The 12366-nt window shown below is 45.3% G+C and carries 15 protein-coding genes; 6 read left to right on the top strand and 9 right to left on the bottom strand.

Going from position 1 to position 12366, the window contains the following annotated elements:
• The 3 genes from QUA50_RS18905 to QUA50_RS18895 all read left to right on the top strand — a co-directional run bounded on the left by QUA50_RS18905 (position 1) and on the right by QUA50_RS18895 (position 3013).
• On the top strand, positions 1-1266 hold the full coding sequence (locus QUA50_RS18905) for an FAD-dependent oxidoreductase (RefSeq protein WP_333264937.1): 1266 nt from the start codon (positions 1-3) through the stop codon (positions 1264-1266).
• Between the two features lie 126 nt (positions 1267-1392).
• A complete protein-coding gene (locus tag QUA50_RS18900) occupies positions 1393-2052 on the top strand; it encodes a DUF2834 domain-containing protein (protein WP_333264938.1) in 660 nt (219 codons plus the stop codon).
• A 208-nt stretch (positions 2053-2260) separates the two neighbouring features.
• Positions 2261-3013, top strand: a complete 753-nt coding sequence (locus QUA50_RS18895) for a gamma-glutamyl-gamma-aminobutyrate hydrolase family protein (protein WP_333264939.1) — start codon at positions 2261-2263, stop codon at positions 3011-3013.
• A gap of 4 nt (positions 3014-3017) precedes the next feature.
• Here the strand turns inward: QUA50_RS18895 and QUA50_RS18890 are convergent, their stop codons facing one another.
• From QUA50_RS18890 to QUA50_RS18850, 9 genes are all read right to left on the bottom strand, one after another.
• Entirely contained in the window at positions 3018-3206 is a 189-nt protein-coding gene (locus tag QUA50_RS18890) for a CPXCG motif-containing cysteine-rich protein (RefSeq protein WP_006635525.1), read from the bottom strand.
• Positions 3190-3672: an SRPBCC family protein gene (locus QUA50_RS18885; RefSeq protein WP_333264940.1), complete on the bottom strand. Its 483-nt coding sequence runs from the start codon at positions 3670-3672 to the stop codon at positions 3190-3192. The genes QUA50_RS18890 and QUA50_RS18885 overlap by 17 nt, the downstream gene beginning before the upstream one ends.
• Positions 3673-3685: 13 nt before the next feature.
• Positions 3686-4036, bottom strand: a complete 351-nt coding sequence (locus QUA50_RS18880; RefSeq protein WP_333264941.1) for a transcriptional regulator — start codon at positions 4034-4036, stop codon at positions 3686-3688.
• Positions 4029-4370: a type II toxin-antitoxin system RelE/ParE family toxin gene (locus QUA50_RS18875; RefSeq protein ID WP_333264942.1), complete on the bottom strand. Its 342-nt coding sequence runs from the start codon at positions 4368-4370 to the stop codon at positions 4029-4031. Before QUA50_RS18875 ends, QUA50_RS18880 begins: the two co-directional genes overlap by 8 nt.
• 41 nt (positions 4371-4411) lie before the next feature.
• Positions 4412-4825 carry a transcriptional regulator gene (locus QUA50_RS18870; RefSeq protein ID WP_333264943.1) on the bottom strand — a complete coding sequence of 138 codons (414 nt, stop codon included), beginning with the start codon at positions 4823-4825 and terminating at the stop codon, positions 4412-4414.
• Positions 4826-4883: 58 nt separating this feature from the next.
• Positions 4884-5108, bottom strand: a complete 225-nt coding sequence (locus tag QUA50_RS18865) for a type II toxin-antitoxin system HigB family toxin (protein ID WP_333264944.1) — start codon at positions 5106-5108, stop codon at positions 4884-4886.
• A gap of 22 nt (positions 5109-5130) precedes the next feature.
• A complete protein-coding gene (locus QUA50_RS18860; RefSeq protein WP_333264945.1) occupies positions 5131-6786 on the bottom strand; it encodes a radical SAM protein in 1656 nt (551 codons plus the stop codon).
• A 205-nt stretch (positions 6787-6991) separates the two neighbouring features.
• The gene (gene lspA / locus QUA50_RS18855) at positions 6992-7504 is read right to left on the bottom strand and encodes a signal peptidase II (protein WP_333264946.1); all 513 of its coding nucleotides are present in this window, start codon (positions 7502-7504) and stop codon (positions 6992-6994) included.
• 212 nt (positions 7505-7716) lie between these two features.
• The gene (locus tag QUA50_RS18850) at positions 7717-8295 is read right to left on the bottom strand and encodes a biotin transporter BioY (RefSeq protein ID WP_006635529.1); all 579 of its coding nucleotides are present in this window, start codon (positions 8293-8295) and stop codon (positions 7717-7719) included.
• A 460-nt stretch (positions 8296-8755) separates the two neighbouring features.
• Between QUA50_RS18850 and pstS the strand changes: the two genes are divergently transcribed.
• The 3 genes from pstS to pstA all read left to right on the top strand — a co-directional run bounded on the left by pstS (position 8756) and on the right by pstA (position 12157).
• Complete coding sequence (gene pstS, locus QUA50_RS18845; RefSeq protein ID WP_333264947.1) at positions 8756-9940, top strand: phosphate ABC transporter substrate-binding protein PstS; 1185 nt, start codon at positions 8756-8758, stop codon at positions 9938-9940.
• A 332-nt stretch (positions 9941-10272) separates the two neighbouring features.
• Positions 10273-11229: a phosphate ABC transporter permease subunit PstC gene (pstC, locus tag QUA50_RS18840; protein WP_333264948.1), complete on the top strand. Its 957-nt coding sequence runs from the start codon at positions 10273-10275 to the stop codon at positions 11227-11229.
• Positions 11230-11263: 34 nt separating this feature from the next.
• On the top strand, positions 11264-12157 hold the full coding sequence (gene pstA / locus QUA50_RS18835) for a phosphate ABC transporter permease PstA (protein WP_333264949.1): 894 nt from the start codon (positions 11264-11266) through the stop codon (positions 12155-12157).
• The last annotated feature ends 209 nt before the right edge of the window (positions 12158-12366 follow it).

The following is a 12366-nucleotide window of genomic DNA, read 5'->3' as shown; positions in this document are numbered from 1 at the left end:
GTGAAACATTTAGTGTTAATTGGCGGCGGTCACAGTCATGCTATCGTATTAAAAATGTTCGGTATCAAACCGCTGCCCGGTGTGCGTTTGACTCTGATTAGCGACGTGCTGCACGCGCCTTATTCGGGGATGCTGCCGGGACACGTTGCCGGGTTTTACAATTACGATCAATGTCATATCGATTTGCGATCGCTCGCGGAATTTGCCGGATGTCAAATATTAATCGATCCGGCGATCGCGATCGACCTTAACAAAAATTTAGTTATTTGTCAAACTTGTCCTCCGATTAATTTTGATGTGCTTTCTGTGGATATCGGCAGCACTCCTGCGACTTTATCTGTACCGGGTGCGGCAGAATATGCAATTGCAGCTAAACCCGTACCGGAGTTTTTAGCTAGCTGGAATCAGTTAATTTCCGCAAGGCAAAACCATCCCCAAAAACCGCTGCGGATAGCGATTGTAGGCGGCGGCGCAGGCGGCGTAGAATTAGCATTAAATATGCAATCTCGATTGGGGAAGGAAGAGGGGTTCGGCAGCGGATTGTGTAACGGATTTAACGGATGGATATTAAGGTACAGCGAAAGACGTAAGAGAGAAAAGGGAAGGGGGAAGAAAGAAGAAGAATTAGAAATTCATTTGTTTCACAGCGGTGCGGAATTGATGCAGGGACACAATCAGCGGGTACGTCGCCGCCTTCAAGAAATTCTGATTAGTCGCGGCATTCAATTGCATTTAAAGGAAAAAGTCTGTGCCGTAAAAAAGATTGAGAGGGAAACCAATCCTCAATTCCCTACCAATTACCAAATTTCCTGTAAATCAGGTTTAGAATTAGAGTGCGAGATCATTTTTTTGGTGACACAAGCATCGGCAGCCAATTGGATCGGAGAATCCGGTTTAGCAGCCGACTCAAACGGCTTTATGCAAGTCAACGATTGCCTGCAATCAGTATCTCACCCCAACGTATTTGGGGCGGGCGATATCGCTGCTATGGTTAATTATCCGCGCCCCAAAGCAGGCGTGTTTGCAGTGCGTCAGGGCAAACCGCTGTTTGAGAATTTGCAGCAGTTTTTATTAGAAAAACCGCTGAAACCCTTTGCACCCCAGGAACAATACTTAGGGTTAATTGGTACTGGGAATAAAAGGGCGATCGCCTCTCGCGGATCTTTCATGTGGGAATCGCGGCTGCTGTGGTACTGGAAAGATTGGATCGATCGCCAATTTATGCAAAAATTTAGCAATCTACCCAAAACCCGCAATATTAAATAGCAATACCTTCCGATCTAATCTCCTCTTCCTCTGTGTCCTCTGCGTCCTCTGCGGTAAATAAAAAAAGTATTATTCAAAAACCCTTTAAGCTTGCTATAGTAATATCAGAAGTCAGAAAAACTAACTATGTTCAGAAAAATAGGATTTTGGCTGATTTGGATTGCATTTAGCACCTACGCCTTTGTATTTGCACCAGCCGACAGCCCAGAAACCATCACACTAATTACCAATCTTTCCACAGGCAAAATAGCAGACATCAACCCTTTAATTGTAGCTTTATTCAACATCATGGGAGTCTGGCCGCTCATCTACAGTTGCGTCTTATTTGCTGACGGCAGGGGGCAGAAAATACCTGCATGGTTGTTTGCCACTTTATCCTTTGGCGTCGGCGCCTTTGCCTTGCTGCCTTATTTAGCCCTGCGCGAACCGAATCCAGAATTTCCCGGTCAAAAAAATATCTTTTTAAAGATATTAGACTCCCGCTTTACTGCCATTGCCCTAACATTGGGCGCGGCTGCTTTAGTTGCCTTTGGCTTGACAAAAGGCGATTGGTCTGATTTTATTGGACAGTGGCAAACCAGCCGTTTTATCCACGTAATGAGTTTAGATTTTTGTATGCTTTGCCTGCTATTTCCTGCCTTATTAGGAGACGATATGGCGCGCCGAGGAATGCAAAACTCTACAGCATTTTGGGCAGTAACATTAGTACCGCTGTTCGGGCCGCTGGCTTATCTGTGCACGCGCAAACCGCTGCCGGAAACTAATACTAAAACTGTTACAAATTAGACAGCAGTGCTGGTAATTTTCAGTTTAATGTAGGAATCCATCACAAGTAATCAGACAAGAAACAGGCAAGATGCCTGTTCCACAATAAGTAAGTCAGTTTTATTGTGGGGAGTAGGGGTTGGGCTTCTAGCCCGCCCATGAAACACTGATTACAAATAGTGCCAACTCTGAGTATTAATGTAAAAAATTATATCCCAGTCTCTAGCAAATGAAAAAATTTCCTATTGTTGGCATCACAACATACAACCGCTGTCCAGCAGGCGAATATCGCTTAAATGGAACTTATATTGATGCAGTGCAGGCGGCTGGTGGCATTCCGATTTTACTGCCGCCCAATCAATTAGATCCGGCTAGTATTTTGGATGCAGTAGATGGTTTGATTTTTTCCGGGGGCGGAGATATCAATCCAGAACTTTATGGCGGTTATGTCGATCGCACAGTTTACTCGGTTAATGCAGAACGCGACAATTTTGAATTAAGCTTAGCAAAGCTAGCTTTGAAGGCTGACATACCTGTGTTGGGGATTTGCCGGGGAATGCAAATGTTGAACGTAGCCAGCGGTGGCAGTTTGGTGATTCACGTACCGGATGCTTACGGATACGAGGTTAATCACGGATCGGGAATTCCCCCGCGCGCGATCGAGCATACCATTGAAATTGAGCCAACCAGTCGGCTAGCAAAAATTATGGGAAAAACTTCAACAACAGTTGTTTCCTGGCATCATCAAGCAGTGCGAAAGGTAACATCCGATTGGCAAATAGTAGCCGATGCACCTGACACTTTGGTAGAAGCAATGGAGCACTGCTATCACCCTTGGATGATAGCAATTCAATGGCACCCAGAAATGTCGCCAAACTGTTCGGTAAACTCTCGAATTTTTCAGGCCTTCGTAGAAGCAGCCGCTTCAAGATTTATGAATTCTACCAAGTCAGCCTCAAAGGCAATTCCGACATTTTTATAGTCACTTATTCTTGATAGTCAGTATCTATTTCAATATCCAGGGTATCTTCATCTATTCTGACATACAGAACATTCGGGCGACAGCAAACCTGACAATCTTCGATATATGATTGCTCCATACCACCGCTGATATCAACAAAAGTTGTACTCGGTTCGCCGCAGAAAGCACAGTAATATTCAGCCGTTGTTTGCATCTTTTTCGCACTCTCTTTTTGTAACTTCGTGGCGGTAGCGAAACATATCTGTTAACCGCATTTCCACCCACCAACCTAACAGCAAATCGACAATCGGGCCGCCGGGAATCGAAAATGCGTTAGCGAAGCCCTCGAAGAGGATCGCATCTGTCAATCTAGTCTTGCCATTTTCTGAGGTAAACTCGTGTCGGTGAACCCAACGTGCCATTGGCCCCTCAGTTTGTTCATCAACAAACAAGCGATATGGTTCGCACTCAGTGTGAGTCGCCACCCATTTTACAGGAATCGGCCCCAATAACAGGCGAAATTCTGATACAGCACCCACATCGAGTCCCCCTTCGCGGCGAATGATTTTCACCGGTTGCCAAGGCGGAGTCAAAAGTTGCAGAATGTCCGGCCTTTCGTGAAAGTTCCAGACTGCTTCAACGGTGGCATTAATCAGCGACGAATATTTAAAATTGGGCATTTTCTAAATTAAGTTAAACAGTTATTTCGGATTTCGTTTCAGCCTTTGCAGTATTATCCTCTGTATCAGTACAAACAGCAACAGTTAGTTTCAATCCCAAAGCAGTCAGCCAAGTTCCCAGATTGTAAATCGCATCATTTCCTTGCTGCGACAGCAATTCATCCAGTTTTTTTAAGTGCAATTCATATTGTTCGGGAGACATCTGCTGTTTGCCGAGAGCTTCTGCTACATTGCTAAGTACCATTTTTAGCAGTTCTGCTTCCGGGTTTTCTTCTTCAAAAAAAGCCTCTAGATACATAGCAGAATCTATTGGGTTTTTGAGAGATTCTATTAGAAAGGGATGGTAAGGTAAACTTTTAGGCATTATCTTCACTCCTGTAATCAGTCCAGTATTTGATAGCTTGCTGTATGTCTCGGTCTTGAGTGCTTTTATCCCCGCCTATCAAAAGCAGGATAATAGTTGTGCCGACTTGTCCGAAATAGATTCGGTATCCAGGGCCATAATCTATTTTTAATTCAAAGACTCCCTCTCCAACAAATCGATAATCTCCGAGATTGCCGATTTGAACTCTGTCTAATCTCAACCTAATTCTAGCTTTAGCTTTGCCATCTCGGAGAAAATTAAACCATTCCTCGAAAGGCACTCTGTTGTCTGGCGTAGTATAACGCTGAATTTCTTTCGGTTGGACTTCGGGCATAATTATATTATAGTGCGTCACTCATCCCAGTATCCTGGCAATTAATTATACTCAAGAAATGCTACAGGGGAAAGATGGAAAAACTTAGCTAACTTTTGAATTTGACTCGCCGTCAGTTCCCGCTTTCCATTCATCACCTCAGATACCCAAGACTCGGATTCAAAAATATCAACCAAATCTTTTTCTTGAATATTGTCCTCAACCATCAATGCTTTCAGTAGTGCGATACCTTTCAAAACTGGCATTGGCTCATGTTTTTGTTCGTAATCATAAACAAGACTACCCAACACGTTTAAGTAATCCCGATCGTCCTGCGTGAGATTTCTCCGACTCACAATAGAATCAATCCGATTTTGTGTAGCAATTAACTCAGCTTCACAAGTAATTGGACGCGGTGGAAAAGTTGTGATTATCTCCATATAGTAGCTACTAGGAGTTTTTAAACCAGTCGTCATTTTTCCAGTTCTCCTTATTATATTCTGCATGAGTTAAAACACAGCGGACAAACACTATCTAGTATTCATAATCGATAAAAGCAATTAACCGATAGTTATTGCCACCAATATTAAATACCGTAAAGTTACCTACTAAGTCAGCCGAAGGAAATACTTTACGAATATCTACTAAACTTTGCCATTCAGCATCACAACTACGCTGATACCACAGCAACAGACTTGTTTCAGCATTGGGGTGTGTTTCCCAAAATTCTTTTAGTCGTTTTCGGCTAATGACACGCATGAGACTATTATAATCTAATTTACTAAACGGGACTTAGTGAATTCTCACATTCTTGATTTTGCTGTCGTGTTGTATGAGTCATCGCCTCAGCCAAATGCTTCTTCAAAGTCGCCTCCGGTAGCGGCCCTTTTAAATGACTCCAAGGCAAAACCTGCTCCAATTCCCACTCTTGAAAAACATAAAAATCCATCTCCGGTAACTGTCCCCGCAACTCCTTAAACGCCCGCCGATAACTGCCCAAAGTATCGCCGTAATGCCGCACTAATTCCAACAGCTTTGACAAACGCCGATCGCCTTTTGACAACAAACCCTGAATCACAGACCAATTATAGCTTTCAGGTCTAAATTCCAAACCTAACTTCCGCAATTCTTTATCTAAAAACTTCAGCCTCTTCTCAGCATCTTTATTCACTCCAAACCACTGAAAAGGAGTGTGAGATTTCGGGACAAAAGTGCTGCATCCCAGAGTCAACCGCAAACCGGGAACAGCTTTTCTAATCGCCCGCATCATCGCCACCGTCTCCTCTAAATCCTCCATTTCTTCGCCGGGAATTCCCGCCATCCCGTAAAGTTTAATTCCCTTTAATCCTCCCGCCTTAGCATTGATAGCAGCTTGAATAATTTCGTCATTTGTGAGTTTTTTGTTAACGATTTTGCGGAGGCGATCGCTCCCGCTTTCCACCGCAATTGTCACAGATTTGCTGTCTCTGTTGGTCAATATTTCTGCCAATTTAACAGTCACCGTATTCGTCCGTACCGAAGAAAGACTCAGCCGCACCCCGTCGTATTTCGGATGATTCAAACGATCCAGCAACGCTTCAAATTCCGGGTGCTGAGTCACCGAAGCACCCAACAAACCTAAACGATTAGTCACAGCTAAACCGAGATCGATCGCCGGAATTAACGAATCCTCCAAACTTGCAGTTCTAAACGGCAAAGTCAGATAACTAGCCAAACAAAAACGGCACATTTCTGGACAACTCCGAACCACTTCCACCATGTAAATATTTTCCCAAGCCGCTTTTTCTGTCACCACAGTGGAAGCAGATAAAGTATTGCCGCGATAAGTCTGTTTTTCCACCATACTGGGAATTCCCGAATCGACAGGATGAATCGATTTAATCCCCTCAGTCGCATCCAGATAAGCTACTTCGTACAAACTGGGAACGTAAACTCCCGGAACTCGGGCTAAATGCCGCAATTTAGTTTGTCTGTCGGCGCTACGGACTTCTTTACAAGCATCAATAAAATTGTCTATGAGATGTTCGCCATCTCCCAGCAAAATCACATCAAAAAAATCGGCAAAAGGTTCTGGATTAGCAGTAAAAACCGGGCCACCCCCGAATACGATCGGATGATTATCAGTTCGTTGTGACGCCCAAATCGGAATTTCTAGAGATTCCAATAAATTTAGAATATTTACATAGTCAAGTTCCCAAGAAAGCGAAAATCCCAGTAATTCTGGATTTCGGGGAAGTTGTTCGCTGATATCAGTAAATAAACGACTGACTTCAATATCCGATCGCACAGCCAAAGTGGCCCAGACTATCTGATAGCCGAGACTGGTAATACCCACCGTGTACTCGTTGGGAAAAGCAAAAATAGTCGGGATAGCATCAGCATCGGGGGTTGCTGGGGCAAATAGTAAGCGTTCTTGACCAAAGGGATTAGGATTCACGGGCAAATTTAGTTTTAACAATAGGTCTGTTCTTATCTCATTTTAAGCCATTTCCAAAGTCATTGTAGGGTGCGTCAGGGTTGAATGTGGCGACCACAAACTAAGGAGCTCCCCGCTGACGCACCCTACAGTTAGTTAGCTGTTACATCCGTTACATCCGAAGAAAGCGAATCGGTTGGCGAACTTCCTTCTTGCTTCTTCAAATTTACTCTGAAATAGAATCGCGATCGTCCTGACTTTTCGGAGTCGGCGGTGCACTGTGAAAAGTTGCAATCAGCAAACAGACAATCCCAGCATTAATAAACACATCGGCTAGATTAAATACGGGGAACCGAATGATCCGAAAATCGATAAAATCTACAACGTGGCCCGAAACAAATCGATCGATCCCATTCCCTAGTGCTCCCCCCAAAATCAAACCGTAGCCAGCTTGTTCCCAGCGGTTAATCCGCGGCCCGAACCAAGCCAGCACCATCAATCCCACACTAACGCCCAAAGACAGCCACCGCAACCAAATCGCCCCGCCATTGCTGAACAGACTAAAAGCCGCACCGGTATTAACAACATAAGTGAAGTGAAACACCCCAGGTAACAGTGGCTGCGTTTGCGGAGGAACCGTCAATTCAAAATTTTGCACCACCCAAAACTTAGCCAGGTGGTCTAAAACTAAACTGATAACAGCAGCAACCCAGAACAAGGGATTTCTTTTAAAACGCATGAATTAAGCAATAGAAAATGGGGCATCGGGCCTGAGAGAATTTACTCCAATCTCACTTGTCATTGCGAGCAGAATGCAGTGAATCAAAGCAATCCCAGCCGCAGCGAGATGACTCTCCCGTTGGGCAATGTACAGTATAACCTTATTTGACACAACAACCAATCCCCGATTACCGATTCCCAATTCCCAATTCCCAATTCCCAATTCCCCAATTAATAAAACATCAAGCGGCGCAAAGTAAATGACAGCACTGCGATCGCACAAACTACCGCCAATTGTCCCGGCAGAGGATAAACCGAATATTTAAGAATCTCATCGAATAAAGGTGTTTTTTTTGCTGGAGGTAGCCAGTAAGTAAAAATTAGATAAATTAAGCCGATCGCGTGAACAGTGAACAAACCGCACAAACAGCTAAAAGCCATAGATTCCAGCCGCGAAGCCACCTTAAAAGCCACCCAACCGCACACCCAAGCACCCGGTACAAAACCCAGCAAATACCCAAAACTCGCTTCTTTGAGATAGCCGATGCCCCCGCCTTGAGAAAAAACTGGCCACAAAGTTAATCCTAATGCCAAATAGGCAATTTGCGAGAGAGCCGCAGCATTTTTTCCCCCCATGCAGCCTACTAGCAAAACGGCTCCAATTTGATAGGTAACACCTAAAGAGTACGCCTGAAGTCCGCGATCGTCCCACAACCCAATCGGAATTGTGACAGATGCAGGCAAAAAAGTGCCTCCTATCGTCAGGAGCAAACCAATAACAGCCCAGATTAGTTCAATAGGAGCAGGCATTATAACAGAAGAAAGAAGGAAGACCGAAGTTGCAATCGACCGTTTATGTTTGTGCAATTAAGAACGTCCTAACCGTCAGGGCGGTTGCTGTATCATCAAACGGCATTCGTCAGAAGGTATTTGTCAGATGCAAGCTTCAATGCCCGCAGCTTTTAAATTCTTAATAATAGCACTACTATCAAAATAACCACCATTGTATGGTTTTCTGGTTCTCAAGCCTCGATCTTGTGATAATTTAATGGGGAATTTTTCGCGATCGGGCGATCGACTCCTTGTTTCCGTAGCTATTTCTCTTCCCCCCTATCTTATAACTTCACAATTGTCAAGGTCATAAATAACATTAATAATATTAATTAATATTAAATTGGGTTTAAGTGTAAAGATTCTTAACCTAACCTTTACTTTTGCGCGCTATGCTGATGCGGGACACCCATATAACGATCGCAGATTTTTTATACCTATGCTTTTTCGTCTCAACTTGATTAATCCAAACCGTCTGACTACAGCAATTTCCGCTATGGCGATCGCCCTGAGTGTAGCAGCTTGCGGCGGCGGCACAACCACAAGCAGCAGTCCCAGCCCCGGCGACACCGCAGCATCCCCCGGCGCATCCCCCGTTGCAGCCACCGGCACAACACCAAACACCAAACTCGCCCTAGCCTCAGACGTAGCCCTGACGGGTGCCGGCGCGTCATTCCCAGCACCGCTGTACCAGCGCTGGTTTCAAGACTTCAACACAACCAACCCCAAATTACAGATCAACTATCAGTCAGTCGGCAGCGGTGCCGGAGTCGAACAGTTTACCAAAGGCACAGTAGACTTTGGAGCCAGCGACACCGCAATGAAAGACGAGGAAATTGGGAAGGTGCCAGCCGACAAAGGCGTGCTCTTGCTGCCGATGTCGGCTGGTAGCATCGTCATCGCCTACAACCTGCCAGACGTACCCGAACTGAAGTTGCCAAGAGCCGTTTACACAGATATCTTCTTGGGGAACATCACCAAGTGGAACGACCCCAAAATTGCAGCAGCTAACCCAGGCGCTAAACTGCCCGACCAAAATATCACAGTTGTACACCGTTCTGACGGCAGCGGTACGACAGACGTATTCACAAAACACCTCAGCGCCATCAGTCCAGAATGGAAAGAAAAAGTAGGGGAAGGCAAGACAGTAGAGTGGCCTTCTGCCGGTAAGATTGGCGGCAAGGGGAATGAAGGTGTCACAGCTTCTATTCAACAAACCGTTGGCGCTATAGGCTACATTGAGTACGGCTACGCCAAGAACAACAATATCAAGTTTGCTGCCCTGGAGAATAAAGCCGGCAATTTTGTAGTGTACAGCGACGCAGCGGGGGCAAAAACCCTTGAAGCAGTCGTACTACCGGAGAATCTCCGGGCGTTCATTCCCGATCCGGAAGGGGCAGACTCCTATCCTATTGTTAGCTACACTTGGCTACTCGTCCCCAAAACAGTTGCTGACCCCAACAAAGCCAAAGCAATCGAGGCCATGATTGAATACGGCTTGAATGAAGGTCAAAAGGTCAGCCCTGAATTGGGCTACGTTCCTCTGCCCCAAAACGTTAAAGAAAAAGTAGCCGCAGCCGCTGACGGCATCAGCCCCGACTACAAAATTGAGGTTGCCAAATAGTAATTGTTGACTGTTGACTGTTGACTGTTGACTGTTGACTGTTGGAAAAAAGGGGAAAGAAAAAAGCAAGAGAGATATTTCTGTAGGGGCGGGTTCACCGACAATAATTGCCTAAAATCAATAATCCGATAAACCCGCCCCACCCAACGGTAAATCGCCATTTACCTCTTTCAAAATACAATGGTCAGGTTTTACCAAAAATAATTGTTGAAAAGTCAGGGGATTAATAAACCAGCCCCTCTTTGATTTTATTTACGGTATTCCTTTCTGCTTCCTTCTAACTTTTTCCGAAACAGACTATTTTCCGCTACTATATATTTGGTTTTTTTTCTATGATTTCAGACAATCACAGCGCTCAATCACAGAGCAGATCGCGCTCTGGGGCAGAAAAATCCTTAGACCAAGGCTTTATCTGGCTGACTCGGATTTTGGGCATAGGAGTTGGTTTAACTTTGCTGGCAATCGCGCTCACCGTTGCTTACCGGGCTTTACCTGCGATTCAACAGTACGGTTTGGGCTTTCTGTTTGGCAGTAGCTGGAATCCGGTTAAAGAAGAGTACGGTGCGCTGCCGATGATTTACGGGACGATCGTCAGTTCGGCGATCGCGCTCCTAATTGCTGTACCATTAGGAGTAGGGACTGCCATCTTCTTGAGTGAAGATTTTTTGCCGCTGCCAGTGCGTACAGCTTTAGTTTTTTTAGTAGAACTTTTAGCTGCCATTCCCAGCGTAGTCTACGGTTTGTGGGGAATTGCTGTATTGATTCCCATGATTACCACTCTCGGCAAGTTTCTCAACGGCACTTTCGGATGGCTGCCGATTTTTAGCACCCCGCCAGTTGGGCCGGGAATGTTACCAGCAGGAGTAATATTGGGAATCATGACTTTGCCCATTATTACTGCTATCTCCCGCGACTCTTTGGCCAGTCTCCCGCCCGAATTGCGGCAAGCATCTCTAGGTTTAGGAGCTACTCGCTGGACAACAATTTTTAGAGTGCTCGTACCGGCGGCTTTTTCCGGCATTGTCGGCGGAATTATGCTCGGGCTCGGTCGCGCTATGGGAGAAACAATGGCTGCAACTCTGTTAATTGGCAATTCCAATCAGTTAAGTCTTTCTGTGCTAGCTCCGGCAAATACTATTGCTTCTTTGATGGCCAATCAGTTTGCGGAAGCTTCGGGATTGCAAGTAGCAGCTCTGATGTACACTGGGCTAATTCTGTTTATTCTGACGCTGATTGTTAATATTTTGGCAGAGTGGATTGTTTCTCAAGTAAGAGCGAAGTACAACTAGAAGTTTGCCCCAATTTCCTACATAGTTTTAGTTTATGTCAAATAGCGTCTCCGACGAGAATCCTTTCGTATCGAAAACAGGCAGTTTGAAGAAGGTTAAAAACAGCCCGCAAGCGCTGTTTAATCTGGGGATGACTGTAGTGGCTGGAGCTAGTCTGGCCATCACTCTGCTGCCTTTGTTTGCCGTTCTTTCCTATGTCACCGTACAAGGTTTCAATCGCCTGAATTTAGACTTGTTTACCAAGCTGCCGCCGCCGCCCGGACTGTCGGGAGGCGGTATCGCCAATGCAATTGTCGGTACGTTAATGACCGTAGGAATTGCTTCTTTAATTGCTGTTCCTTTTGGTGTATTGGCAGCAGTTTATTTGTCGGAGTTCAGCAGCGGACAAGTAGCTCGCTGGGTACGCTTTGCTACCAACGTCCTCAGCGGCGTTCCGTCGATTATTGCCGGGGTGTTTGCCTACGGTTTGTTCGTGGTAAATATGGGAGGTTTTTCGGCAATTGCAGGGGGCGCGGCGCTTGCCGTGCTGATGTTGCCCACGATTGTGCGGACTACTGACGAAGCTCTACAAATCGTCCCGCAAGATATTAGATGGGCGTCGGTTGGTGTGGGTGCTTCTAATTATCAGACGGTGTTGCAGGTGGTTTTGCCTGCGGCAATTCCGGCTATTTTAACGGGTGTCACCCTGGCAATTGCCCGCGCTGCTGGAGAAACTGCTCCTTTGATTTTCACGGCGCTGAATTCGCCTTTTTGGCCGGCAGGATTTGATAAGCCAACTCCGAGTCTTTCGGTTTTGGTGTACAACTTTGCAACGGTTCCTTTTAAGGCACAGAAAGAATTGGCTTGGGCTGCATCTTTGATTTTGGTGATTATGGTTTTGCTGACGAGTATTCTTTCTCGTTGGGCTACTCGCCAAAAAGTGTATTAGTCAGTTGACAGTTGACAGTTGTCAGTTGACAGTTGGCAGTTGTCATTAGTCATATCATTTTCGGTTAAATAAATATAATTATTGTAGGGGCGGGTTCGCCAAGATATTCAATACAAACCCGAGTTCCAGTAAACCCGCCCCGACCAAGATATTATAAGCAATCTACCGGAATTGAGACCGTTCTTCAGCGGTAATTTGAAAAATTCAAT

This window comes from Microcoleus sp. M2_D5, from assembly GCF_036701935.1.
In the GTDB taxonomy this organism is placed as follows: domain Bacteria; phylum Cyanobacteriota; class Cyanobacteriia; order Cyanobacteriales; family Microcoleaceae; genus Microcoleus.
Note: the sequence above shows the minus strand (reverse complement) of the source record. Positions and strands in the feature narration are given on the sequence as shown.

Excerpts from the sequence above, each read along its gene's own strand:
- QUA50_RS18900 (WP_333264938.1), top strand. The coding sequence starts at position 1,393 with ATGTTCAGAAAAATAGGATTTTGGCTGATTTGGATTGCATTTAGCACC.
- QUA50_RS18895 (WP_333264939.1), top strand. The coding sequence starts at position 2,261 with ATGAAAAAATTTCCTATTGTTGGCATCACAACATACAACCGCTGTCCA.
- QUA50_RS18890 (WP_006635525.1), bottom strand. The coding sequence starts at position 3,206 with ATGCAAACAACGGCTGAATATTACTGTGCTTTCTGCGGCGAACCGAGT.
- QUA50_RS18885 (WP_333264940.1), bottom strand. The coding sequence starts at position 3,672 with ATGCCCAATTTTAAATATTCGTCGCTGATTAATGCCACCGTTGAAGCA.
- QUA50_RS18880 (WP_333264941.1), bottom strand. The coding sequence starts at position 4,036 with ATGCCTAAAAGTTTACCTTACCATCCCTTTCTAATAGAATCTCTCAAA.
- QUA50_RS18875 (WP_333264942.1), bottom strand. The coding sequence starts at position 4,370 with ATGCCCGAAGTCCAACCGAAAGAAATTCAGCGTTATACTACGCCAGAC.
- QUA50_RS18870 (WP_333264943.1), bottom strand. The coding sequence starts at position 4,825 with ATGACGACTGGTTTAAAAACTCCTAGTAGCTACTATATGGAGATAATC.
- QUA50_RS18865 (WP_333264944.1), bottom strand. The coding sequence starts at position 5,108 with ATGCGTGTCATTAGCCGAAAACGACTAAAAGAATTTTGGGAAACACAC.
- lspA (WP_333264946.1), bottom strand. The coding sequence starts at position 7,504 with ATGCGTTTTAAAAGAAATCCCTTGTTCTGGGTTGCTGCTGTTATCAGT.
- QUA50_RS18850 (WP_006635529.1), bottom strand. The coding sequence starts at position 8,295 with ATGCCTGCTCCTATTGAACTAATCTGGGCTGTTATTGGTTTGCTCCTG.
- pstS (WP_333264947.1), top strand. The coding sequence starts at position 8,756 with ATGCTTTTTCGTCTCAACTTGATTAATCCAAACCGTCTGACTACAGCA.
- pstC (WP_333264948.1), top strand. The coding sequence starts at position 10,273 with ATGATTTCAGACAATCACAGCGCTCAATCACAGAGCAGATCGCGCTCT.
- pstA (WP_333264949.1), top strand. The coding sequence starts at position 11,264 with ATGTCAAATAGCGTCTCCGACGAGAATCCTTTCGTATCGAAAACAGGC.